This is a genomic window from Paenibacillus sp. S33 (assembly GCF_053615415.1).
Window position 1 is genome coordinate 111,368 of sequence record NZ_JBSIEZ010000001.1, and the last position, 24,587, is coordinate 135,954.

Below are 24,587 nucleotides of genomic sequence, written 5' to 3' on the forward strand. Positions count from 1 at the left end.
TCCCTAATCATCTGTGAATGCTTTAGACGTGGTTGACTGAAAGTGACTGGTGTCGGTGATGAGTTCACGGATGACTTGGATGACAAGCTTCGGTTGATCATGGATGATCATATGCTCGCTCTTCTTGGCAACAATTAATTTGCTGTTTGTAGAGATGTTAAGCATCTCGCGCTGTCCCATTTGCCAGCTTTGTTCAATCTGATCATTTCCGCGTTTACTAATACCGAACTGAGTCAAATCTTGTTGAATGCCCCGAGCAATTACACGTACAGGGAGATTACCCAGATGCTGTCCCCGTATGGCATCTTCGGTAGTGCTCGCTAGGTCACCCTCCTCTGCAACAGACCGAAAGTATTTAGAAGAAGCGACAATATTCACAAAAGATTTTCTATCTTGATATTCGACCCGACCCGTCAGCATAAAATTGGGGAACAGGCGAAAAGCCCCTGATTTTTCTAGGAGAATGGATATTAACGGGGAGGGATTGGCCTTAGGCCGTTCCTTGGCATAGATCTTATTTGTCCGTCGGGCGTCATTCTCAGGCCTGGCATCCACCAGAACCAATCCTGCCACTTCGTCTCTGTACGTCTGCGCGTACAGTCTTGAGTACATCCCCCCGAGGGAATGACCTACAAGGATATAAGGAGGTCGGATGTCCGCATTCTTTAGAGCAGTATGAAGCTCCCGAACGATGTTTTCCCCGGTGCGTGGTGTATTTGCCTCCTCGCTCCATGCATAGCCTGCCCGATCATAGGATACAACGGTGGCGAAGGATGACAGCTTTTCGGGAATATCTCTCCAGGAGAGGCTACTTTCCCCGCTCCCTGATTCAAGCAATATTGTTGGAGAACCGTTACCGAGTTTACGAATATGAAGTCGATAGCCCCCGGCATCGACCAATTCCCCCGGAGGTGGGTATTGTGATTTATCCTTCTTGGATGCAATCCACTCATACACAAATCCGGAGATCACGAAAAGCAATAAGCAAGAGATGATAAGAAACACAATTCTCGTCCATGTTCGCCTTCGTTGCTTCATTAGAAAATCTACTCCTCTATACAGCTATAATTAATCATTACCTAAAGTTGCGTGAAACAATAGCTGCTACCGTATGGTTTGTGGCTAGCTCCTTATCTTTTTACCCATCCTTTCTTTGTCAAATCATCAATATTAAAGAAAAAAACAGAATATGCACTTGAGTTGTAATGAGCAACCCGCGTATTCTTGATCATTGAATGGATATCACGTCGTTCTTAGATGCGGATAACTAAGTCCATTTGGCAAATGTACAGTGTACACAGGGTAAAATTACAACAATATAGATAGTAAAAACTATTCATTAAAAAGGGTTGCATTTAAATATGCAGAATGGTATACTCTAATTCCGGCCAAGAAATACAATATTGCGAGCGAGTGTTTCAAAAAAAGATTCTAAAAAATGCTTGCAAAGTTGGTTCGGACATGATATGATATAAGAGTTGATGAGGCGACGAGCTGAATCAACGAGAAAAGAATGTTTGATCTTTGAAAACTGAACAACGAGTGAGTAAAACGATTTTGTTCGCAAAATCAAACAAGAGATATTTTTATCTCGTCAGTTTCAACATGAGCTTATCGCTCTTTCTATAAACCAGCTTCGGTTGGTCTTTAATGGAGAGTTTGATCCTGGCTCAGGACGAACGCTGGCGGCGTGCCTAATACATGCAAGTCGAGCGGGGTTATATAGAAGCTTGCTTCTATATAACCTAGCGGCGGACGGGTGAGTAACACGTAGGCAACCTGCCCACAAGACAGGGATAACTACCGGAAACGGTAGCTAATACCCGATACATCCTTTTCCTGCATGGGAGAGGGAGGAAAGACGGAGTAATCTGTCACTTGTGGATGGGCCTGCGGCGCATTAGCTAGTTGGTGGGGTAAAGGCCTACCAAGGCGACGATGCGTAGCCGACCTGAGAGGGTGATCGGCCACACTGGGACTGAGACACGGCCCAGACTCCTACGGGAGGCAGCAGTAGGGAATCTTCCGCAATGGGCGAAAGCCTGACGGAGCAACGCCGCGTGAGTGATGAAGGTTTTCGGATCGTAAAGCTCTGTTGCCAGGGAAGAACGTCTTGTAGAGTAACTGCTACAAGAGTGACGGTACCTGAGAAGAAAGCCCCGGCTAACTACGTGCCAGCAGCCGCGGTAATACGTAGGGGGCAAGCGTTGTCCGGAATTATTGGGCGTAAAGCGCGCGCAGGCGGCTCTTTAAGTCTGGTGTTTAATCCCGAGGCTCAACTTCGGGTCGCACTGGAAACTGGGGAGCTTGAGTGCAGAAGAGGAGAGTGGAATTCCACGTGTAGCGGTGAAATGCGTAGAGATGTGGAGGAACACCAGTGGCGAAGGCGACTCTCTGGGCTGTAACTGACGCTGAGGCGCGAAAGCGTGGGGAGCAAACAGGATTAGATACCCTGGTAGTCCACGCCGTAAACGATGAATGCTAGGTGTTAGGGGTTTCGATACCCTTGGTGCCGAAGTTAACACATTAAGCATTCCGCCTGGGGAGTACGGTCGCAAGACTGAAACTCAAAGGAATTGACGGGGACCCGCACAAGCAGTGGAGTATGTGGTTTAATTCGAAGCAACGCGAAGAACCTTACCAGGTCTTGACATCCCTCTGATCGGTCTAGAGATAGGCCTTTCCTTCGGGACAGAGGAGACAGGTGGTGCATGGTTGTCGTCAGCTCGTGTCGTGAGATGTTGGGTTAAGTCCCGCAACGAGCGCAACCCTTATGCTTAGTTGCCAGCAGGTCAAGCTGGGCACTCTAAGCAGACTGCCGGTGACAAACCGGAGGAAGGTGGGGATGACGTCAAATCATCATGCCCCTTATGACCTGGGCTACACACGTACTACAATGGCCGGTACAACGGGAAGCGAAATCGCGAGGTGGAGCCAATCCTAGAAAAGCCGGTCTCAGTTCGGATTGTAGGCTGCAACTCGCCTACATGAAGTCGGAATTGCTAGTAATCGCGGATCAGCATGCCGCGGTGAATACGTTCCCGGGTCTTGTACACACCGCCCGTCACACCACGAGAGTTTACAACACCCGAAGTCGGTGGGGTAACCCGCAAGGGAGCCAGCCGCCGAAGGTGGGGTAGATGATTGGGGTGAAGTCGTAACAAGGTAGCCGTATCGGAAGGTGCGGCTGGATCACCTCCTTTCTATGGAGAATCGTTTCCTGCAATGGAAACATTCAAATATGAAGCGTATGCTTCAAAAACTACTCACTCGTTGCTCAGTTTTGAGAGCTCAAACTCTCAAAAAAGCTGGTTGTTTACAGCTTTGCACCTTGAAAACTGGATACCGAAACGAAATTGCGTTTTAGAATATTCCTTTAAGCTGATCTTGTGTAAACAAGTGAAATAAAGGTAGCTGCCTTGAATTCCATTCACACGTAAGTGTTGAACCGAAATTCAGAGCAAATCGTATTTACGATGTAAATACTAGGTTAAGCTACAAAGAGCACACGGAGGATGCCTAGGCGCCAGGAGCCGACGAAGGACGTGGCGAACAACGATAAGGCCTCGGGGAGCTGTAAGCAAGCTTTGATCCGGGGATGTCCGAATGGGGAAACCCGGCTGTCTTCATCGACAGTCACTTTTTGCTGAATACATAGGCAGAATAGAGGCAGACCAGGGGAACTGAAACATCTAAGTACCCTGAGGAAGAGAAAACAATAGTGATTCCGTCAGTAGCGGCGAGCGAACGCGGATTAGCCCAAACCAAGGAGCTTGCTCCTTGGGGTTGTGGGACGTCTCACATGGAGTTACAAAGGAACCGGTTAGATGAAGAGGTCTGGAAAGGCCCGCCAGAGAAGGTAAAAGCCCTGTAGTTCAAAACTTGTTCTCTCCGAGACGGATCCCGAGTAGTGCGGGGCACGTGAAACCCCGTATGAATCCGGCAGGACCATCTGCCAAGGCTAAATACTCCCTGGCGACCGATAGTGAAGCAGTACCGTGAGGGAAAGGTGAAAAGCACCCCGGAAGGGGAGTGAAATAGATCCTGAAACCGTGTGCTTACAAGAAGTCAGAGCCCGATCTATGGGTGATGGCGTGCCTTTTGTAGAATGAACCGGCGAGTTACGTTCCCGTGCAAGGTTAAGGTGAAGAGCTGAAGCCGCAGCGAAAGCGAGTCTGAATAGGGCGAATGAGTACGTGGACGTAGACCCGAAACCGGGTGATCTACCCCTGTCCAGGGTGAAGGTGCGGTAACACGCACTGGAGGCCCGAACCCACGCATGTTGAAAAATGCGGGGATGAGGTGGGGGTAGCGGAGAAATTCCAATCGAACCCGGAGATAGCTGGTTCTCCCCGAAATAGCTTTAGGGCTAGCCTCGGAAAGAAGAATCGTGGAGGTAGAGCACTGATTGGGTGCGGGGCCCGCAAGGGTTACCAAGCTCAGTCAAACTCCGAATGCCATCGATTTAGTTCCGGGAGTCAGACAGTGAGTGCTAAGATCCATTGTCGAAAGGGAAACAGCCCAGACCATCAGCTAAGGTCCCCAAGTGTGTGTTAAGTGGGAAAGGATGTGGAGTTGCACAGACAACCAGGATGTTGGCTTAGAAGCAGCCACCATTGAAAGAGTGCGTAATAGCTCACTGGTCGAGTGACTCTGCGCCGAAAATGTAACGGGGCTAAACACACCACCGAAGCTATGGCTTGATGCAATGCATCAGGGGTAGGGGAGCGTTGAATGCGGGTTGAAGGTGTACCGTAAGGAGCGCTGGACTGCATTCAAGTGAGAATGCCGGTATGAGTAACGAAAAGATCTGTGAGAATCAGATCCGCCGAAAGCCTAAGGGTTCCTGAGGAAGGTTCGTCCGCTCAGGGTAAGTCGGGACCTAAGGCGAGGCCGATAGGCGTAGTCGAAGGACAACAGGTCGAAATTCCTGTACCACCGTAATCCGTTATGAGCGATGGGGTGACGCAGTAGGGTAGTGACGCGGACTGATGGATGTCCGTCTAAGCAGTGAGGCTGATGTGTAGGCAAATCCGCACATCGTAAGGCTGGGCTGTGATGGGGAGCGAAAATTGTAGTAGCGAAGGTCATGATCTCAGACTGCCAAGAAAAGCCTCTAGCCAGGAGAAGGTGCCCGTACCGCAAACCGACACAGGTAGGCGAGAAGAGAATTCTAAGGCGCGCGGAAGAACTCTCGTTAAGGAACTCGGCAAAATGACCCCGTAACTTCGGGAGAAGGGGTGCCTCGGTAGGGTGAATAGCCCGAGGGGGCCGCAGTGAAAAGGCCCAAGCGACTGTTTAGCAAAAACACAGGTCTGTGCGAAGCCGCAAGGCGAAGTATACGGGCTGACGCCTGCCCGGTGCTGGAAGGTTAAGGGGAGTGGTAAGCCCTTCGGGGCGAAGCTATGAACCGAAGCCCCAGTAAACGGCGGCCGTAACTATAACGGTCCTAAGGTAGCGAAATTCCTTGTCAGGTAAATTCTGACCCGCACGAATGGCGTAACGACTTGGGCGCTGTCTCAACGAGAGATCCGGTGAAATTTTAATACCTGTGAAGATGCAGGTTACCCGCGACAAGACGGAAAGACCCCATGGAGCTTTACTGCAGCTTGATATTGAATTTGGGTACGATCTGTACAGGATAGGTGGGAGCCGTAGAATCTTGAGCGCCAGCTTGAGAGGAGGCATCCTTGGGATACCACCCTGATCGTATCTAGGTTCTAACTTGGTACCGTGATCCGGTGCGAGGACAGTGTCAGGTGGGCAGTTTGACTGGGGCGGTCGCCTCCTAAAGAGTAACGGAGGCGCCCCAAGGTTCCCTCAGAATGGTTGGAAATCATTCGAAGAGTGCAAAGGCAGAAGGGAGCTTGACTGCGAGACCTACAAGTCGAGCAGGGACGAAAGTCGGGCTTAGTGATCCGGTGGTACCGCATGGAAGGGCCATCGCTCAACGGATAAAAGCTACCCTGGGGATAACAGGCTTATCTCCCCCAAGAGTCCACATCGACGGGGAGGTTTGGCACCTCGATGTCGGCTCATCGCATCCTGGGGCTGAAGTAGGTCCCAAGGGTTGGGCTGTTCGCCCATTAAAGCGGTACGCGAGCTGGGTTCAGAACGTCGTGAGACAGTTCGGTCCCTATCTGTCGTGGGCGTAGGAAATTTGAGAGGAGCTGTCCTTAGTACGAGAGGACCGGGATGGACGTACCGCTGGTGTACCAGTTGTTCCGCCAGGAGCACCGCTGGGTAGCTATGTACGGAAGGGATAAGCGCTGAAAGCATCTAAGCGTGAAGCCCCCCTCAAGATGAGATTTCCCAGTATGTAAGACCCCTTGAAGACGACGAGGTAGATAGGTTGGGGGTGGAAGTGCAGTAATGCATGGAGCTGACCAATACTAATCGGTCGAGGGCTTATCCTAAAGAATAAAACGCAAATGAGTTTCGGATCCAGTTTTCAGGGTGTAACCTTGAATATAGAATTTGCACAGCAAATTCATGTTTGGTGGCGATAGCGGAGGGGTTCCACACGTACCCATCCCGAACACGACCGTTAAGCCCTCCAGCGCCGATGGTACTTGGACCGCAGGGTCCTGGGAGAGTAGGACGTCGCCAAGCAACAAGTAAAGAGGACCATGATCTCATTGAGATCATGGTCCTCTTTGGTATATTACGGTACAAACCACTTATACAATTGCTTCTATGCTGCGCATTCAAAGAGGAGATATGCTTTTGTGAATAGCTATTACCTTTGGAAACGCTTATTTTTAAAGGTTGTCCTTCGTAGGAGTACAGTTGTTTGTACAGGGAAATACTAAAGGTTAGGGCTATTGATGAAGGCTTGACACCCCTATACCGCTTTGCTAAGATTGCAATAATATATTTTCAGAGAGCCTTGATTTGTCCATGTCGGACAGACAACAAGACCAATACAGACTAAACAATTTGAAGGAGGATCATCTTGGTGTGGGAAGATAAATTCGGTAAGGAAGGCCTTACCTTTGACGATGTTTTGCTGGTACCTCGCAAGTCGGTGGTTCTGCCCAAAGAAGTAAGCGTGGCGACTCGTTTGAGTGATAACGTAAAGCTGAATATTCCTTTGATGAGTGCTGGTATGGATACTGTTACTGAGGCAGTGTTGGCAATCGCGATGGCTCGTGAGGGCGGTATCGGTATTATTCATAAAAATATGTCGATTGAACAGCAAGCAGTAGAGGTGGATCGGGTTAAACGTTCGGAGAGCGGTGTTATCACCAATCCATTCTCATTGACTCCAGATCATTTGGTGTCCGATGCTGAAGCAGTTATGGGTAAATACCGTATTTCTGGTGTACCTGTTGTAAATGAAGAAAACAAACTGGTGGGTATTATTACTAACCGCGATCTTCGCTTTATTCACGATTTTAACCTTAAAATCAGTGAAGTCATGACGAAGGAAGAACTGGTAACTGCACCTGTAGGTACGACTTTACAGGAAGCGGAGGTCATTTTGCAAAAGCATAAAATTGAAAAGCTTCCTTTGGTTGATGATGAAAATTATCTCAAAGGACTTATCACCATTAAAGATATTGAGAAAGCTATTCAATTTCCGAACGCAGCGAAAGATGCACAAGGGCGTCTTCTGGTCGGTGCGGCTGTCGGCATTTCCAAGGATACATTTGATCGGACTGAAGCACTTGTAAAAGCTGGTGTGGATATGATTGTTGTGGACTCTGCTCACGGCCATCATATTAACATTATTGAAGCGGTCCGCAAGCTACGTGAAGCTTATCCTGATCTGACGATTGTAGCAGGTAATGTAGCTACTGGTGACGGAACGCGCGAATTGATTGAAGCAGGAGCATCTGTCGTAAAAGTCGGTATTGGTCCAGGCTCCATCTGTACAACACGTGTAATCGCAGGGATTGGTGTTCCACAAGTAACAGCAATTTATGATTGTGCAACAGTAGCACGTGAATATAATATTCCGATCATTGCAGACGGTGGTATTAAATACTCCGGTGAAATTACAAAGGCCATTGCGGCAGGCGCTTCTGCGGTAATGCTGGGAAGTCTTTTTGCAGGTACGGAAGAAAGCCCAGGCGAATCTGAAATTTATCAAGGACGCCGCTTTAAAGTATATCGTGGTATGGGTTCTATGGCTGCGATGAAGCAAGGTAGTAAAGATCGTTATTTCCAAGATGACGACAAGAAATTGGTACCGGAAGGCATCGAAGGACGCGTTGCTTATAAAGGACCACTTTCCGACACTGTTCATCAGCTGTTGGGCGGTCTTCGTTCCGGTATGGGTTATTGCGGTACAGCTAATATTGAGGAGCTTCGTAACGATACAAGCTTTATCCGTATTACAGGCGCTGGTCTGCGTGAGAGCCATCCGCACGATGTGCAAATTACGAAAGAAGCACCAAACTACTCTCTATAAAGTTCGGCTGTAGTAGACTTGACGACAGGCAGAGCGTATTTCGCTCTGCCTGTCTTTTTTTAGAGATACCCCTGTGATAGAATAGACAAGTGTCCGCCTTTTTGACGAAATTATTGACGAATTAGGACACGTAGGTCTTTTGGACGATTCCTACCAGTGAAGAAGATTCGAGCAGAAAATGCTCATGACAGGATACAACTAAGCAAACGAAGTGAAACTGGATTTTATAACACTTAAACATTAATTACATTGGCCAAGTAGAGGCTGTAACCACCGTCTCGTTATTCATAGCGATCGGGTTAAGGTACGAGAGGAGTTTGTATTCATTTGAAAGCGAACATTTTAAAGCAGAATAAAAAACGCAGCATGATTAAAAAGAGTGTGACTGCAGTCATGGTGCTTAATATGATGTATATGTCGGCATTGCCTGTTGTAGGCAATTTCGATTCGAGCGTGGCTACTTTTGCAGCTGGAGCGGCAACACAGGCAACCAATATTACGGGGACAGGTTCTATTAATCCTCCTAGTCTGGCACTACGTTCCGCCATTTTGATCGAGCCTTCCACTGGGCAAGTATTGCTGTCTATGAACCCAGATGAGCCACTTCCGCCAGCAAGTATGACTAAAATGATGACAGAATACATCGTGTCTGAACAGGTTAAGCAAGGTAAACTCAAGTGGACGGATAAAGTTACGGTTAACGAGAATGCTTCTAAGAGCATTGGATCACGTATTTTTTTGGCTCAAGGGGATCAACATACGGTAGAAGAGCTTTATATTGCAATGGCGGTAGGTTCTGCTAATGATGCAACAGTAGCCCTTGCTGAACGAGTATCTGGAACTGAGCAGGACTTTGTAAAACTAATGAATGAAACAGCTCAGAAAATGGGCATGAAAAATACGTATTTTATCAACTCGACTGGTTTGGATCGTGGTGATATGCCGAAAGGCTTCCAGCCGGATACAGACCGGGAAACTGTGATGACAGCGAGAGATGCAGCTACTCTGGCTGGTTACATCATTAAAGATCATCCAGATTACACACGATTTACGACAATTCAATCTTACAAATTCCGTCCTACTGACAAGGCGCCAATTATTAACTATAACTGGATGCTAGAAGCAAACAAAAATATTACTAACTTTAGAAAGTTTGCTTACCCAGGTTTAGACGGGATGAAAACAGGCCACACGGCTAATGCTGGAAACTGTTTTACAGGAACCGCTGAACGCAACGGAATGCGTCTCATCAGTGTAGTTATGGGAGCTGATTCAGATGCACACCGTTTTACAGAGACAGCTAAAGTGCTGAACTATGGTTTTGATAATTTTGAAGTGAAGCAGGTTATTGCTCCAAAGACGGTGGTTAAGGGTGTTGAGAATGTGCCAGTGACCAAAGGTACGGAAACAGAAGTACCGATCGTCACCAAGGATGCAGTAAGCTTTATCGTACCTAAGGGTGCGAGCAATCCTAAAGTAACCTTTACAACGAACATTACACCAGCAAGCTCTCTGGTGGCACCTTTGAAGCAAGGGGCCAAAGTCGGAACAATTACGTACACGTACAAGACAGACGGTGTGGATAAAGGGCAGACGAAAACCGTGGATCTGGTTACTACGACGGCAGTAGAAGAGGGCGGCTGGTTCCGGATGCTTTTCCGGGCAATCGGTGATTTCTTCGGAGATCTGTTCCAGGGAATTAAGAACCTCTTCTAAAAAAACGAAGCTAAGCGATCTACCTCGTTTTTCATTACTTATTTTGCAGCTTGAAATGATTGTGTATTTGGCATTCGTGCGGTAAAATATTAAGTTAGAATCTAAACGTAACCCTTATAGGAGGCAACGACATGGAAACGGGAACTTCGCGTGTAAAAAGAGGTATGGCAGAGATGCAAAAAGGTGGCGTAATCATGGATGTCATGAACGCTGAGCAGGCTAAAATTGCAGAGGCAGCAGGAGCTACAGCTGTAATGGCTCTTGAACGGGTGCCTTCGGATATCCGTGCAGCTGGTGGGGTTGCTCGTATGGCTGACCCAACGATTGTGGAAGAAGTTATGAAGGTTGTTTCTATTCCTGTTATGGCTAAGGCTCGTATCGGTCACTATGTAGAGGCAAAGGTACTGGAATCTCTCGGTGTTGACTATCTCGATGAAAGCGAAGTGCTGACACCTGCGGATGAAGTTTTCCATATTGATAAGCGGGAGTTCACCGTTCCATTTGTTTGTGGAGCCAAGGATCTGGGAGAAGCGCTGCGTCGTATTGGTGAGGGTGCATCTATGATCCGTACGAAGGGCGAACCAGGGACTGGGAATATTGTTGAGGCCGTTCGGCATATGCGTTTTATCAATGGTCAAATTCGCAAGGTGCAAAACTTGTCGAAGGACGAGCTGTATGCAGAAGCGAAAAACCTCGGAGTTGCATATGAACTGCTGTTGGAAGTGCATGAGCTTGGCAAACTGCCAGTGGTCAATTTTGCAGCGGGTGGTGTAGCAACACCTGCCGATGCCGCGTTAATGATGCATTTAGGCGCTGATGGCGTCTTTGTAGGTTCTGGTATTTTCAAGTCGGATAGCCCTGAGAAGTTTGCACGTGCAATCGTGGAAGCGACCACTCATTATACGGATTACAAGCTGATTGCAGAAGTCTCCAAGAATTTGGGAACTCCTATGAAAGGCATTGAAATTTCCAAACTGGCACCGCATGAGCGCATGCAGGATCGTGGTTGGTAAGAAAGAAGGGACCGGCATGAAAATAGGTGTATTGTCGCTGCAAGGCGCTGTAGCTGAACATATACGTAGCGTTGAGCGTGCGGGTGCGGAATGTATAGCGGTGAAGAAGATCGAACAGCTCAATGAGCTGTCCGGTCTTATCATTCCCGGTGGTGAAAGCACCACTATTGGTAAGCTAATGCGCAAGTATGATTTCATAGAGGCTATACGTCAGTTTTCCAATCAAGGCAAGCCTGTATTTGGCACTTGCGCGGGATTGATTGTACTGGCTAAAACGATTCAAGGACAGGAAGAAGCACATTTGGGACTTATGGATATTACAGTATCGCGTAATGCATTTGGTCGCCAAAGAGAAAGCTTTGAAACAGATTTGAACATTAAAGGGATTGAGGAACCGGTACGTGCTGTATTTATACGCGCGCCATTAATACAGTCTGTTGGAACGGGAGTAGATGTGCTGTCTGAGTATAACGGCGAGATCGTGGCAGCCCGTCAGGGTCATTTGCTGGCTTCATCCTTCCATCCGGAGTTAACAGACGATTACCGGTTACATCAATATTTTGTGGATATGGTCCGCGAATAGTGAAAGTCAGGTTTGTAGTGTAGGAGGGATTACCTGTGTTAGATATAAAGATTTTACGTAATGAGCTTGGTCGGGTTGAGAAAGCTTTGCAGAACAGGGGGAAATCTCTGGATCTGATTAATGGTTTTACAGATCTGGATGTAAGCCGTCGTGAGTTACTTCAAGAAAGTGAAGGGCTCAAAAATCGTCGGAACGTGGTATCCGGTGAAGTAGCCAAGTTGAAGAAGAACAAGGAAAATGCGGATGATCTTATTGCAGAAATGCGTCAAGTCTCCGATCGTATCAAAGAATTAGATGAGCAAGTACGCGAACTGGAAGTTCAGATCGATGAATTGGTGATGTCTATTCCGAATATCCCTAATGATACAGTACCTGTAGGTGCATCGGAAGAGGATAATGTAGAAATCCGTCGCTGGTCGGAACCGCGCGAGTTTTCTTTTACACCCAAAGCGCATTGGGAATTGGCTCAGGATCTAGATATCCTTGATTTTGAGGCAGCAGCCAAGGTAACGGGTTCTCGTTTTACGTTCTACAAAGGACTGGGAGCAAGATTAGAGCGTGCGCTGATTAACTTTATGATGGATCTGCACAGCAGTGAGCATGGTTATGAAGAAATGCTTCCTCCATACATTGTAAATCGGGACAGCTTGTACGGAACGGGTCAACTTCCGAAGTTTGAAGAAGATTTGTTCAAGCTGCGTGATACTGAGTATTATCTCATTCCTACGGCTGAAGTTCCGGTAACGAACTACCACCGTGAAGAGATTATGAATGCGGAGCAGCTTCCGAAATATTATGTGGCATACAGCTCTTGCTTTCGCTCGGAGGCAGGATCAGCAGGACGTGATACACGTGGCCTGATCCGTCAGCATCAGTTCAATAAGGTAGAGATGCTTAAGCTGGTTCACCCGGATACCTCTTATGAGGAATTGGAGAAAATGACGAATAACGCTGAGCGTGTTTTACAGCTGCTCGGACTTCCATATCGCGTGCTGGCACTTTGCACTGGAGATATGGGTTTTACGTCTGCCAAAACGTACGATCTGGAAGTATGGTTGCCTGAGAGTGGCATGTACCGTGAGATTTCTTCCTGTTCAAATACGGAAGACTTCCAAGCGCGTCGTGCGAACATCCGGTTTCGTCCAGATTCGAAGGCAAAGCCTGAATTTGTACATACGCTGAACGGTTCAGGATTGGCTGTAGGGCGGACTGTGGCTGCTATTTTGGAGAACTATCAGCAAGAGGACGGAAGCATCGTGATTCCAGAAGTGTTGCGTTCATACATGCGAGGCATTGAGGTTATTGCTCCTAAACAGTAAGTGTTGCATTCTTAGAAGTTCTGTGGTAAAATAATTTTGTTGCGCCTGAGTATGTTTGAAAGGGAAGCAGCTTTATCCATTTACCACCTGGAGAGGTACCGAAGCGGTCATAACGGGGCGGTCTTGAAAACCGTTAGAGTGCAAGCTCACATGGGTTCGAATCCCATCCTCTCCGTCAGTTTAATAATTTACTTGCTGCATAAGGATTTGTAGGAAGTATGACTAAAACGCACTTTACCGTTGGATAGCGGTGTGGTGCGTTTTTTTGTGTTCGTGACCGTTGGATAAACATCTGACGGAGGTATAGGATGAGGTATAGGATTATGAATACAAACACGGGTGGCAAACTGCGTAAACGCGGGCAGCGGAAGAATAGTTTGGACATTCCTCAGCGGTTTCTCGACCGTCTGAGTCCATCGGTTTTGGAAACGTCTCGGGTGGCGCAGGATGAGAGAGCGAGCGTATCGCCTGAGATTCTGACACTGGAGGGGCTGTTCAAACGCTATTACCGCATACTCTATTTTTTTCATACATCAGTTTGCAGGCCTATAATCAATTGCAACTAATATCTCGACAGGTCAGATCATTGTATACCAAATATATCTTGCAGATAGTTATCAAGAATACGAAGGGGCTCGTGTAAAGCTTGGTTTGGAAACTTATGAGTTACCTTATAGCATATTCTTGGAGGCACCGATACCGATAGTTTCTGAAGAACAAAATCTCCCATCCGCATCATATGTGCGCCAATCGAAGCGGGAACTATCGACCATTGTCTAGCGTCCTTCAAAAAAGTAGTGATGAGTCCCGCTGAGTCCAGATGAACACGGGACGGGCAAAGAGGGTCCCACCACTGGTCATGTCTGAATTGAAACTCTCTATTCCAATTTATGAAGACTTCGTCTTGCGCCGACAATTCTTCCATTTCAACAGTATCTCCGGCCTGCCGCCCCGACACAGCCAGGCGCAACAGCATCATTTCTTCAGTAAAAAACGGTTTAACAGTGACACTAGGCGACACGATTTCTCGCACCACAAACGCCACATCCATCTCGCGCCGCTCAATACTATCAAAAGCTTCCTGAGTATGCTGCGTACGAATTTGCAGTCGGATGGACGGGGTATGCTGATTAAGCATTCTATATACAGGGGGCAAAACAAAGTGACTTATACTTTCGGCAGCGCTTATTGCCAGACTTAACTGCGAACCGCTAGCCTGCAAGATTTGTGTTTCCCTCCAGAGAGCATCCCATCTTTCCGCAATGCTAAAAAAGTTTTCCCCTTTTGGGGTCAGACTGGTTTTGGGTGCCCCTTTTCTTCGCTCAACCAAAAGGCCACCCATTTCCTGTTCCAATGTCTTTAACCGATAGCTCACCGTAGCTTGTGACAGGTGCAGCAATTCGGCCGCTTTGCTTATACTCTCGGTCCGTACGATAGCTAAAAACGCTTCTATCCCAGGGAAATACATAGAATACCTCCTCAATATATAGAAATGATTAATATAGTTCATTAAATATTTGAGTTTTACAACAATATTCTTTATGTTTAAAATTATCGTTAATGAGGTTTTACTGCCGATGAAGTCTATAATATGGAAATAATTACTTCTTCCTCAAAAGGATAAAATGAAGATCATCAAACGGGTTTTCTTCGAAGAATGGTATAGGTAATGAAAGGTGGTTTAGCAATGAAGATTCTCATAGTTGGCTATTTTAGCGAGACCTCGAAATCAAATATTGTAAGGTATTTTCCTCAAGACTGGAATGTTGTAATTGTCCCGCCCGGAAAAGAAATGCTGCATCATATTGAAGATTGCCAGGTAATTATTCCTGAACATATTAAAGTGGATCACAGCCTGCTTTCTATCGCAAAAAAATTAAAATTGGTACAGACGGGTGCAGGATTTGATAATGTAGATGTCCCTGCCTGTACACAGCTCGGCATTTGGGTGGCCAATGCTGCAGGAGTGAATGCACAGGCAGTGGCCGAGCACGTAATGGCACTGATATTGTCTTATTATAAAAACATACCGTTTCTTGATACTTTCATGAAAAACAGGATGGATGAAAATCAATTGGACTATACAGGGAGTGAATTAAAAGGCAAAACGATTGGGATTATCGGTTTGGGCGCTATCGGAAAAAAAGTAGCTGCATTTTGCAGGGTTTTTGATATGAATGTGCTGGCTTATGCGAAAAATGCTCTTGTACAATCTGACGGTTTTGTGAAAATGACGGATTTCGATACTCTTGTAAGCACATCGGATATAGTCAGTGTACATGTACCCTTGAATCAACAAACCAAACAACTGATCAACAGAGCGGCATTCAAGAAAATGAATAATACCGCTCTTTTTATCAATACAGCCCGCGGCGGGATTGTCAACGAAAGAGACTTGATTGATGCATTAAAAAACGGGGATATTTCAGGCGCATGCCTGGATGTATTTGAATCTGAACCGCTTCCTATTGATAGTGAGCTCCGGAATCTGGGTAATGTGATACTTACTCCCCATACAGCAGGAATGCCTGATGGTCGAAAATTTCATAAAAAAAGATATGATTTCTTTATAAACAATATAAAACGTGTAGAAAATGGTGAAGAGCCTGAAAGCAAGCTCAATCAGTTATCATAGTTTTGGTGCAATAAAAATGAGCTATCGGGGCAGCTCCGTGCACCTGGTTGCCTCCAGATAATGGCAAGGGGGACACGGCAGCGTTGCAGACAGGCCAGCAGTTGTAGCGGTTCTTGCATTAGACTTCACAAACCCAGTCATACCAAGGCTCGGCGGCTTTTCATAGGTAGTAACGGTCTTGAAAACCGTTAGAGTGCAAGCTCACATGGGTTCGAATCCCATCCTCTCCGCCATACTCTAAATAAACCAAGCCATTCAAATACGATAGCTGATACATTGGCCTTTATAAGCTAATGATTAGGAATCGTGGAGAGTGGCTTTTTTGTTGTATAAAAAGCTCGTTTTTTTCACACGTTATCAGATGTGGAGGTGCTGGCATGAATCGAGAAATGACAGTAGATCAGCAAAAGCTGGTAGAGGCCTGGCAGGAACAACTGCCGATTCTTTTGAATTCAGGGGACAAATCACAGGTACAGGCAGATGAAGCTGACAACCGGGCTATACGGATCCATATCGAGGTAGAAGGCCGACAAATGTACTCCTTTGATTTTGCATGTACTTATGTAGACTCCCGGGAAGTACAGGTTAGCTTAGTCGATGTAGAACGGGACGGACAGTCTGTGGATGAACGAACAGATATCATTCAGCAGTTAGTGTCCGATTATACTCGGCATATTCACCAATGTGCCCAAACATTACAGTCATTGACGCACTCGTAGGTCATGAAGGAATGAGGAGGAAGACTACATGACAAAAGCCAAAAACGGTCTGGATAAAAACTTGTCTAACATTGTTGATGATTTGGAGCAACGCCCAGTTAATAGTCATCAGGCACAGCAAGTGCAGCAGGATCGTAATGATCGCCGTCATCAGGATTCACTAAATCACGATAAAACGGAAGATCTACACCATCTATAGTCCTATTTTAAATGGTAATAAACGGATTCGTTGATGTACCACAAATATAGACTGAGAATGGAGGATGCATAAATGGGCAAGCCTAAAGCCATTCCTGTCCCCGAAGCACAGGATTCTGGTGGAAGTAACGAAAAGCGGGAGCGTAGTCATCAGCAAGAGCCGTTATCCGGTTCCAAGAAGGTAAAACAGCGGAATCACGTGGATCATCATAATAGAGAAGGCTCATAAGCAGGCAGACCTTTCTCCTAAAATATATTGCATAGTGTAAGACACCCTGGTAAGAGAGCCAGGGTGTCTTTGTGCTTATTGTAAGAAAATTTTCCAATAAGTGTTTCGCCGTTTGAGAATATGAGTTAAAATAGGAGGTGTGTATTTTTTTTGTTAGCATAAAAAAGGGGTTAATTACGAGAGGAGAGAATCTACACAATGAGTAAAAAGTTATCCGTCTTGGTACTCACTATGGTGTTGCTTTTGACGGTAGCCCTGGTAGGTTGTAGCAAGAAGTTAGAACCGAAGGAAGCTGTTACGACTGGTACTGCAAATGCAATGAAGTTGAACTCTTATGAATCCAAAAGTCAATTCACGATTAAGGAACTGACCATTACATCCGCTTCTGTTCCAAGTGAGCAAAGTGCAATGGTAACTAGCATGCTGAAAAATGCTGATATTACGCTGGATGGTGTATACCAAAAGGAACCTTTCCAATCTGAAATGACGCTCGGCATTCATTTGAAAGGTGATCTTTCCACCAGCTTCACGATTCCAATGGTAATGACTAAAGATAAACTGTACGTTAAAATTCCTAATATTCCATTTTACCCACTTCCACAGGATGTTGTAGGTAAATTCCTGGTCATTGATCCACAAGAACTGGCTAAACAATCAGGACAAGAATTTAATCCTGCAGCCATGGATCAGGAAAAATCGCAGAAATTTGCGAATGAAGTGATTGCTGCTATTATGAACGAGTATGATCAAGCTACGTACTTCTTTGATATTGATCCTAAAGACGCTAAATTGCCACAAGGCGTTGAAGCTAAACAAGTCGTTCAATTCAAAATTACGAACGACAATGTGAAGCAAGCGACCAATACATTTATCACTAAGGCGCTTCCTAAAGTCCTTGATGTGATGTCTAAAGATGAATATGCTGGCATGCTTCAAGTGAAGAAAGAAGAGCTGGCTGAAGCGAAGAAAGAACTGCAATCCAACACCAGCGAAGTTAGCAAAAAGCTGGATGAGTTGAAAAATTACTTGACAGTGAAACAGTTTGACATTAACACAGCTTTGAACAAGGATAACATTCCTGTGTATCAAGACCTGAATGCGAATGTAGAGATGAATGATCCGGCTACAAAAGACAATGTAAAATTGTCCGTAACAGGCTACACGCAATACAGCAAAATCAATGCTAAAGCAGCATTTAAAGTGGGTATTCCAACAGGTGATCAAGTCCTGACTATGGAACAGCTGCAACAAAAAATGCAAACTGTTGCTCCTTAAATATGGGATGACCTGATTGCAAAATATTATTTTTTTCGAATATGATGTAAGAAAACCGCTCGGCATAAGCCGGGCGGTTTTTTGTTTACTGTTAATGTTGTCCCTGTGCAGTCATTTAGCTCTGCCACACGTCATCCTCAGCTAAAAGTCCAAACATCTGGTGATCCTGCCATGTGCCCTGAATTTGTACAAGCTTGCGAGCAATGCCTTCTGGCTGGAAGCCGCACTTTTTTAATACACGTTGTGAGGGATCATTATGCAAAAGGGTACCCGCTTGGAGACGATGCAGAGATAAGGCACGAAAAGCATATTGTATGATCAACTTTAAGGCTGCGGTCATATGCCCTTTACCCTGTTCATGATGATCCATCATGTAGCCGATATCAGCGAATTGTCCAACTCCACGTACTAGATTGGAAATAGAGATATAACCGATGAGCCGTTCTTCCTTTAAGAGAAAGATACCAAACACGTAACCTTGATCCTCTTCGGCCTGACGCAATTTCTGACGAATATAATCCTGCTGTTTCTCTAATGTGAAAAATGAATCCTCGTAAAGCGGCTCATAAGGCGCATGGGAATCCCTATTACGGTGCCTAAGGGCGAGAAGGGCTACGCTATCCGCCAAGCTAAATGGCCGTAAAAAGATACCTTGAGGCGTATTATACAAGCTCATAGGCATGGGTTGATCTCCTTCCATGGGGAATTAGCAATAAGATGAAGTGTTTTGGACTTTTCCCCCTCAGGATAAGGATGGGGGAGGAGACAATCTGGCTGCCGCTCTTTTTTGCCGGAGATGCCGAAAAAAGTTCGTTAGCAGCGAAGCGCATTCCTCCTGCAGTACACCACTAGTTACTTCTGTACAATGATTGAACCGAGGCTCCTGTAATAAATTCATCAGCGTGCCTGCGCAGCCTGCCTTGGGATCTGTAGTTCCGTATATCAAATGGGGAACCCGTGATTGAACAATGGCTCCGGCGCACATTGGACACGGCTCCAAAGTGACATACAGCCTACAATCCAGCAGGCGCCATGCGCCTAAGTACTCACTGGCCTGACGAATGGCAACCATCTCTGCATGTGCGGTTGGGTCAGCATCCGTCTCGCGCAAATTGTAGCCGCGACCGATGATTTCATTATCTTTTACGATGACAGCCCCGATGGGGACTTCACCTAATATTTCTGCCTTATACGCTTCCTGAATGGCTTCTTTCATCCAATAGGCGTGATCCATGGTGGTCACTGGAAAATGCTCCTTTCAAAACGCGGAATTATCCAACGAACAAATATTCCGTTGTTAACATGATGTGAATAAAATTGTGGATAACACGGCACTTGTCCACAGGTTTATCCACAGTTTATAATAAAATCTGTGTATTTGTGGACTACTTGTGGATGATTATCTTCTTATATTGTAGGCAAACCCTTGTCTATTGACAATACTGTACACAAGGTGTGTATTTATGTATATCCGGTAAATGTAAATGCTGGTATCACAGGCGCTATTACGGTATCATTGAGTTAGCAATTGCCAGTAATCGCCAGCATACGGCAAGAGGTGAGAAATCAGTGTGTCGATAAAAATCAGAATAACGATCATTTTGTCGGGGTCCGTCCTGTTTATCCTTTTATTAAACATCGCCCTCAATTATTACACGACCCACGAAAATCTAAGAAGTGACAGTGAAACTAAAATGGTTCTGACGGCTAAAATTATCGGAGGAGCTATCGAACAAACCCAACATAGCTGGGAGGCCGTTGACAAGCAGCTCGGATATAATCTGTGGCTTTCTGCCACGTTGGCTGCTAATCAGCTAGGTCCTGACATCCGAAATATTCAGCAGGAACAGCTTCAAAAGGTGGCCTCACTCCACAGAGATACTAATATTTCTTTGATGATTCGAGACGGGCAGGGGTATAAGGTTGTTAAATCCTCGGATCCAAAAGAAGTAACGCCATCTGATCCATTGACAGGGTATTGGAAAAATGCAGTTGACCAATTATATGAGCATGGACAGGCTGCAATGGCGCAAGGTCAGAAACTGGACCATTTTTGGACCGGATCATTTGACTACACCGGTTCAGGCTCCTCACAGATTAACAAATGGGGATTTTATTATGACCAAAAACGTAACTACTTAATTCGAATTTCCTTTCAGGATACTTCAGTGCAAGATTTCATAACCATCCTGAGCCCCGATGAGATCGTAAAGCAAACCCAACAAGTGGATTATCGCATCATGGAGATTACAGGAATTAACCCTGCAACCTTTGGTGGCGCTTCTATGGACAAGAACGGGAACGATTCGAAATACTATTACATGTACAATAAACCGATCCAGTTTGGCACGTATCAACTAACAAGAGTGCAGGAAGATCGTTTGGCCGTGTCCAGAGCTATCCTCTCCGGGGAGAGTATTGTACAAGACTGCTATATCAAAGGCGAACGGGTTCTCGTCAGTTACATACCTTTTTACCCGGCTAACCGCGAAGCCTATGTTATCCGTATTGTTATGAATTATGATACGATTACTTCTGTTATTTCCAAGCAATTGATAAGCTTAATTGCTATTTCCATTGTCCTTTTGGAGGTTGTAATCATTGGAAGCTATGTGCTGGCAAGTCTGTTTGTCCGCCCAATTCAGTCGATTCTGGGGAAAGTGAACGAGATGGCTGATGGTCATTTTGATACACGGCTAGAAATAAAAGGTGGTCATGAGCTTGCACAGTTGGGAGAACGCATCAATGCGATGGCCTACAACCTAGGGATGTACACGAGAAGACTGGAACAGATGTATGAAGAGAACCGTTCTGTAAAGGAGCATCTGGAATCGGTTATTAATCAGACAGCGGATGCGATTCATGTAACCGACGAGGAGGATCGCGTCGTTCGGGTCAATCATGCCTTCGAAGCTTTGTACGGCTGGACCAAGAAGGAATTGGTTGGTCGTAAGCTGGAGTTTGTACCTCCGCAGCAACAGGAGGAGTATGAATTTCAGAAGAAGAGCCTGCTTCAAGGAGAGAGCATCGTATCAAGTGAGTCCCTTAGAATGCGTAAGGATGGAAGTACAGTAGAGATCAGTATGAGCACGTCGCCTATTCTGGATGAAGAAGGCCGAATTTTGGGGTTTATCTGCGTGTCGCGTGATATTACGGGTCGCAACCGAATGGAGGAGTTGTTGCGCAGATCAGAGAAACTGACAACCGTCGGACAATTGGCGGCAGGCGTAGCGCATGAGATTCGTAATCCGCTAACTACGCTACGAGGCTTTCTCCAACTACAGCAGCAAAATCAAGTGTTGAATATGAAACACAACGATATTATGATGTCTGAGCTGGATCGCATTAATTTGATCGTTAGCGAGTTTTTAATACTGGCGAAGCCACAGGCAGTGCATTTTCAGAAAAAGGATGTTCGCTATATTGTGAGCGACGTGATTTCTTTACTAGATAGTCAGGCGCACCTGCTGGGCATTGTATTCAATCTTCAGGTTACGGACGAGCCTGCCCTAGTATACGCTGAAGAAAATCAGTTAAAACAGGTATTCATTAATTTACTTAAAAATAGCATGGAGGCTATGAGTAAAGGTGGTATCATCACGATTCATTTGTTCTTGGAGGGAGAAAGCGTTAAAATCTCTATACGGGATCAGGGAGCGGGTATTCCCGCAGAAATGCTGTCCAAGCTAGGAGAACCTTTTTTCACAAACAAAGAAACAGGGACAGGACTAGGACTTATGGTCAGTCAGCGTATTATACAGAGTCATAAAGGCACACTGGATATTGAAAGCACAGAGGGAGAGGGAACGACAGCCCTGGTGCAGCTTCCGATTGCCAAGCCGGAGTAACGGGCTGGGCGCAGGAGGAAGTGTGTTAGTAGAAATGGAGGGTACACAGGTTGCGCATTAACAAGTTTATCAGCGAAACCGGTTTTTGCTCGCGCCGCGAGGCGGACAAGCTGGTAGAGAGCGGCCGCGTGACGATTAACGGCGAAGTGGCTGTGCTGGGTAGTCAAGCGGAAGAAGGCGATGATGTTCGCGTGAATGGCAAGCCACTGCGCGAGAAGTCCGATCACGTCTACATTGCATTGAACAAGCCGGTGGGTATTACAAGTACAACCGAGAGCCATATTAGAGGCAATGTTGTTGATTTTGTGGGGCACCCACAGCGGATATTCCCGATTGGACGCCTGGATAAGGATTCGGAAGGTCTCATCTTACTTACCAATGATGGGGACATTGTAAATAAGATTTTACGGGCAGAAGGCAAGCATGAGAAAGAATATATCGTAACGGTGGATCGCCCTGTCATACCGTCTTTTGTGCAGGGCATGTCCAGCGGGGTGAAAATACTCGGCCAGCGGACGCTACCTTGTGAGGTGACGCGTGTATCTGAGTATGTATTCCGTATTATCCTGACTGAAGGGAAAAATCGTCAGATCCGGCGTATGTGTGCTGCCTTCGGTTATGAAGTAAAAAAACTGCAACGGCTGCGAATCATGAATATTCGGTTGGGGTCCCTTCAGAAAGGTGCCTGGCGTGATCTGACAGAGGCTGAGAAGCAGGAGCTTGGCCAGATGCTCGATTATACGCTTAGCTAATGCCAGAGGGGCTTTGTATAGCCTACAGCGTATGATCCTCGTATCTGACAAGTCCAGATTATAGGAAACACTAAACAAAGAGGCACCAGCTGCATAAAAATGCGGCGGTGCCTTTGTTCATATAACATATGCATAATCAACCTTCATTCGAGCTTGAGGTAGGACTGATGACTTGTGTCCCGTTCTGATATTTGCGGAGAACAGATATTTCAACACGACGGTTTTTGGAGCGTCCTTGACCATCTTGATTGCTTGCCAATGGACGATACTCGCCATAACCGATGGATACAAACTTGGTTGGATCGAGATCTGGATTGAGCAACAAGATACGCAAGAAATTCAGAGAGCGCTTGGCGCTCAAATCAAAGTTGGACGGGAACTGGCTGTTGGAGATCGGTACATTATCCGTATGACCCGATACGATAACATCATAGCCAGGGAACTGCTGGAGCATACTAGAAATGGACTTGGCCAGCTTTCTTGCTTCCGGCTTTACTTCGGCCTGCCCGGATGAAAACAGGGCATTATCACTAATGGTGATCATTAGTTGCGATTGGTTTAGCTTGGTATTCAGCAAGGGGGTCAGGCCGTTATTTTGAATATATTGATCCATCTGTTTTTTAAGCTTTTTTAAATCTTCTTCTTCCCGCTGGGCAAGCTGTTTTTGCAGTTCAGAGGTAGAAGTAGCTTTCGATTTTAAGGGTTGTGATACTTGTTCTTTATTTTTGCCCATATCCATGGATTGTGACGACGGATTCGCGGCCGAGTGATCCAGCACGCCAGTGCCGCCACTAAAAGCTGAACTCAGGGATTGAGCCATAGTTTCAAATTTTTTGGCGTCGAGCGAGCTCATACCGAATAAGACAATGAAAAGAGCCAACAGAAGGGTCATTAAGTCGGAATATGGCAACAGCCAGCTTTCGTCAGCATGCTCTTCATGCGGTTCATGTCTCTTTTTACTCACTGGAATCGCCATCCTTCTGGGTCAATGTAGCCCGTTCGGTCGGAGTCAGGAAGATCGTCAGTTTCTGACTGATGGCAATTGTCGATATCCCCGATTGAATGGAAAGCAGACCTTCGACCATCATTAATTTAAGCTCTACTTCTTTTTTGGATAACCGTTTCAGCTTGTTGGACATCGGATGCCACAGGACATAACCTGTAAAAATACCGAGCAACGTCGCAATGAAAGCTGCTGCAATGGCATGAGAGAGCTTTTCCATGTCACTAAGGTCAGCCAGAGCGGCGATCAGACCTACAACCGCACCGAGTACCCCGAGCGTTGGAGCGTACATACCGGCTTGGGAGAAGATCAGTGCGCCAGAGCGATGTCGATCCTCGGTCGCATTGATATCCTCCATCAGAACGTCCCGTACGAATTCTTGATCATTGCCGTCAATAATCATTCGCATGCCGCCACGCATAAAGGGATCATCGATTTCTTCTACCTTAGATTCCAAGGCGAGCAGACCTTCACGACGGGTAATGGATGCCCACTCGGTAAACGTACCGATGAGCTCTTTGCGGTCTAACAGTTTTTGTTCGGTGAAAATAACCTTGAACAGCTTCGGAATCCGTTTGATTTCTGCCATCGGGAAGGCCATAAATATACTCGCTGCCGTTCCGACGAAAATAATCATGTAAGCAGCGGGATTATTGACCAAATTGACGACCGGAGCGCCTTTTAAGATCATCCCGACGACCAGTGACACAATCCCGAGCACAAGTCCGATAATGGTTGAAATTTGCATGATACACCTCATCCATGAGAATAGATTTTGAATCCTTTCATGCCGCCGGGGTCGTCCTTGCCCCAAGCGCGTCATTACAAGACGGATTATAGTATTTATCGACAAAACTCTCTTTTTTGTTAAGTGCGAATTT

General features: G+C 46.2%; 19 protein-coding genes, 1 tRNA gene and 3 rRNA genes. 17 read left to right on the top strand and 6 right to left on the bottom strand.

Annotated features, from left to right (window positions below; translation table 11 throughout):
* Positions 1-3 precede the first annotated feature (3 nt).
* On the bottom strand, positions 4-1,038 hold the full coding sequence (locus ACWGXJ_RS00420; protein ID WP_061831226.1) for an alpha/beta hydrolase: 1,035 nt from the start codon (positions 1,036-1,038) through the stop codon (positions 4-6).
* Between the two features lie 609 nt (positions 1,039-1,647).
* On the opposite strand from ACWGXJ_RS00420, the gene ACWGXJ_RS00425 reads away from it, so the two are divergent.
* From ACWGXJ_RS00425 to ACWGXJ_RS00470, 10 genes are all read left to right on the top strand, one after another.
* A 16S ribosomal RNA gene (locus tag ACWGXJ_RS00425) occupies positions 1,648-3,203 on the top strand.
* Between the two features lie 285 nt (positions 3,204-3,488).
* Positions 3,489-6,416 (top strand): 23S ribosomal RNA (locus tag ACWGXJ_RS00430).
* Positions 6,417-6,495: 79 nt separating this feature from the next.
* A 5S ribosomal RNA gene (rrf, locus tag ACWGXJ_RS00435) occupies positions 6,496-6,612 on the top strand.
* The 16S, 23S and 5S rRNA genes sit together here, the layout of an rRNA operon.
* Before the next feature lie 346 nt (positions 6,613-6,958).
* A complete protein-coding gene (guaB, locus tag ACWGXJ_RS00440) occupies positions 6,959-8,416 on the top strand; it encodes an IMP dehydrogenase (RefSeq protein WP_013308172.1) in 1,458 nt (485 codons plus the stop codon).
* A 327-nt stretch (positions 8,417-8,743) separates the two neighbouring features.
* Positions 8,744-10,132 (top strand): D-alanyl-D-alanine carboxypeptidase family protein, encoded by a 1,389-nt coding sequence (locus ACWGXJ_RS00445; RefSeq protein WP_452565922.1) that lies wholly within the window; start codon positions 8,744-8,746, stop codon positions 10,130-10,132.
* A gap of 131 nt (positions 10,133-10,263) precedes the next feature.
* The gene (pdxS, locus tag ACWGXJ_RS00450) at positions 10,264-11,145 is read left to right on the top strand and encodes a pyridoxal 5'-phosphate synthase lyase subunit PdxS (protein WP_061831829.1); all 882 of its coding nucleotides are present in this window, start codon (positions 10,264-10,266) and stop codon (positions 11,143-11,145) included.
* A 16-nt stretch (positions 11,146-11,161) separates the two neighbouring features.
* Positions 11,162-11,728, top strand: coding sequence for a pyridoxal 5'-phosphate synthase glutaminase subunit PdxT (pdxT, locus tag ACWGXJ_RS00455; RefSeq protein WP_013308175.1), 567 nt, complete (start codon positions 11,162-11,164; stop codon positions 11,726-11,728).
* 35 nt (positions 11,729-11,763) lie between these two features.
* The gene (gene serS / locus ACWGXJ_RS00460; protein WP_013308176.1) at positions 11,764-13,047 is read left to right on the top strand and encodes a serine--tRNA ligase; all 1,284 of its coding nucleotides are present in this window, start codon (positions 11,764-11,766) and stop codon (positions 13,045-13,047) included.
* 89 nt (positions 13,048-13,136) lie between these two features.
* A tRNA-Ser gene (locus ACWGXJ_RS00465) sits at positions 13,137-13,222 on the top strand.
* Positions 13,223-13,370: 148 nt separating this feature from the next.
* Entirely contained in the window at positions 13,371-13,613 is a 243-nt protein-coding gene (locus tag ACWGXJ_RS00470; protein ID WP_061831828.1) for a hypothetical protein, read from the top strand.
* Positions 13,614-13,630: 17 nt separating this feature from the next.
* Here ACWGXJ_RS00470 and ACWGXJ_RS00475 read toward each other — a convergent pair whose 3' ends face one another.
* Positions 13,631-14,515 carry a LysR family transcriptional regulator gene (locus ACWGXJ_RS00475; RefSeq protein WP_452565923.1) on the bottom strand — a complete coding sequence of 295 codons (885 nt, stop codon included), beginning with the start codon at positions 14,513-14,515 and terminating at the stop codon, positions 13,631-13,633.
* A gap of 219 nt (positions 14,516-14,734) precedes the next feature.
* Here ACWGXJ_RS00475 and ACWGXJ_RS00480 point away from each other — a divergent pair, with 219 nt between their 5' ends.
* The 5 genes from ACWGXJ_RS00480 to ACWGXJ_RS00500 all read left to right on the top strand — a co-directional run bounded on the left by ACWGXJ_RS00480 (position 14,735) and on the right by ACWGXJ_RS00500 (position 18,103).
* Positions 14,735-15,682 carry an NAD(P)-dependent oxidoreductase gene (locus ACWGXJ_RS00480; RefSeq protein ID WP_452565924.1) on the top strand — a complete coding sequence of 316 codons (948 nt, stop codon included), beginning with the start codon at positions 14,735-14,737 and terminating at the stop codon, positions 15,680-15,682.
* Between the two features lie 377 nt (positions 15,683-16,059).
* Positions 16,060-16,401: a hypothetical protein gene (locus tag ACWGXJ_RS00485; RefSeq protein ID WP_029514958.1), complete on the top strand. Its 342-nt coding sequence runs from the start codon at positions 16,060-16,062 to the stop codon at positions 16,399-16,401.
* A 28-nt stretch (positions 16,402-16,429) separates the two neighbouring features.
* Positions 16,430-16,600 carry a hypothetical protein gene (locus tag ACWGXJ_RS00490; RefSeq protein WP_007428073.1) on the top strand — a complete coding sequence of 57 codons (171 nt, stop codon included), beginning with the start codon at positions 16,430-16,432 and terminating at the stop codon, positions 16,598-16,600.
* Positions 16,601-16,672: 72 nt separating this feature from the next.
* Complete coding sequence (locus ACWGXJ_RS00495; protein WP_029514956.1) at positions 16,673-16,828, top strand: small acid-soluble spore protein P; 156 nt, start codon at positions 16,673-16,675, stop codon at positions 16,826-16,828.
* A gap of 198 nt (positions 16,829-17,026) precedes the next feature.
* Positions 17,027-18,103 carry a hypothetical protein gene (locus ACWGXJ_RS00500; RefSeq protein ID WP_165179776.1) on the top strand — a complete coding sequence of 359 codons (1,077 nt, stop codon included), beginning with the start codon at positions 17,027-17,029 and terminating at the stop codon, positions 18,101-18,103.
* A gap of 115 nt (positions 18,104-18,218) precedes the next feature.
* Here the strand turns inward: ACWGXJ_RS00500 and ACWGXJ_RS00505 are convergent, their stop codons facing one another.
* A complete protein-coding gene (locus ACWGXJ_RS00505) occupies positions 18,219-18,785 on the bottom strand; it encodes a GNAT family N-acetyltransferase (RefSeq protein WP_452565925.1) in 567 nt (188 codons plus the stop codon).
* A gap of 60 nt (positions 18,786-18,845) precedes the next feature.
* The gene (gene tadA, locus ACWGXJ_RS00510; RefSeq protein WP_254351835.1) at positions 18,846-19,346 is read right to left on the bottom strand and encodes a tRNA adenosine(34) deaminase TadA; all 501 of its coding nucleotides are present in this window, start codon (positions 19,344-19,346) and stop codon (positions 18,846-18,848) included.
* A gap of 328 nt (positions 19,347-19,674) precedes the next feature.
* Here tadA and ACWGXJ_RS00515 point away from each other — a divergent pair, with 328 nt between their 5' ends.
* Both ACWGXJ_RS00515 and rluF read left to right on the top strand, forming a co-directional pair.
* Positions 19,675-21,951: a PAS domain S-box protein gene (locus tag ACWGXJ_RS00515; RefSeq protein ID WP_452565926.1), complete on the top strand. Its 2,277-nt coding sequence runs from the start codon at positions 19,675-19,677 to the stop codon at positions 21,949-21,951.
* A gap of 50 nt (positions 21,952-22,001) precedes the next feature.
* Positions 22,002-22,703 carry a 23S rRNA pseudouridine(2604) synthase RluF gene (rluF, locus tag ACWGXJ_RS00520; protein WP_069290781.1) on the top strand — a complete coding sequence of 234 codons (702 nt, stop codon included), beginning with the start codon at positions 22,002-22,004 and terminating at the stop codon, positions 22,701-22,703.
* A gap of 136 nt (positions 22,704-22,839) precedes the next feature.
* Here rluF and motB read toward each other — a convergent pair whose 3' ends face one another.
* A complete protein-coding gene (motB, locus tag ACWGXJ_RS00525; RefSeq protein ID WP_165179779.1) occupies positions 22,840-23,667 on the bottom strand; it encodes a flagellar motor protein MotB in 828 nt (275 codons plus the stop codon).
* The gene (motA, locus tag ACWGXJ_RS00530) at positions 23,660-24,454 is read right to left on the bottom strand and encodes a flagellar motor stator protein MotA (RefSeq protein ID WP_061831818.1); all 795 of its coding nucleotides are present in this window, start codon (positions 24,452-24,454) and stop codon (positions 23,660-23,662) included. Before motA ends, motB begins: the two co-directional genes overlap by 8 nt.
* Positions 24,455-24,587 lie beyond the last annotated feature (133 nt).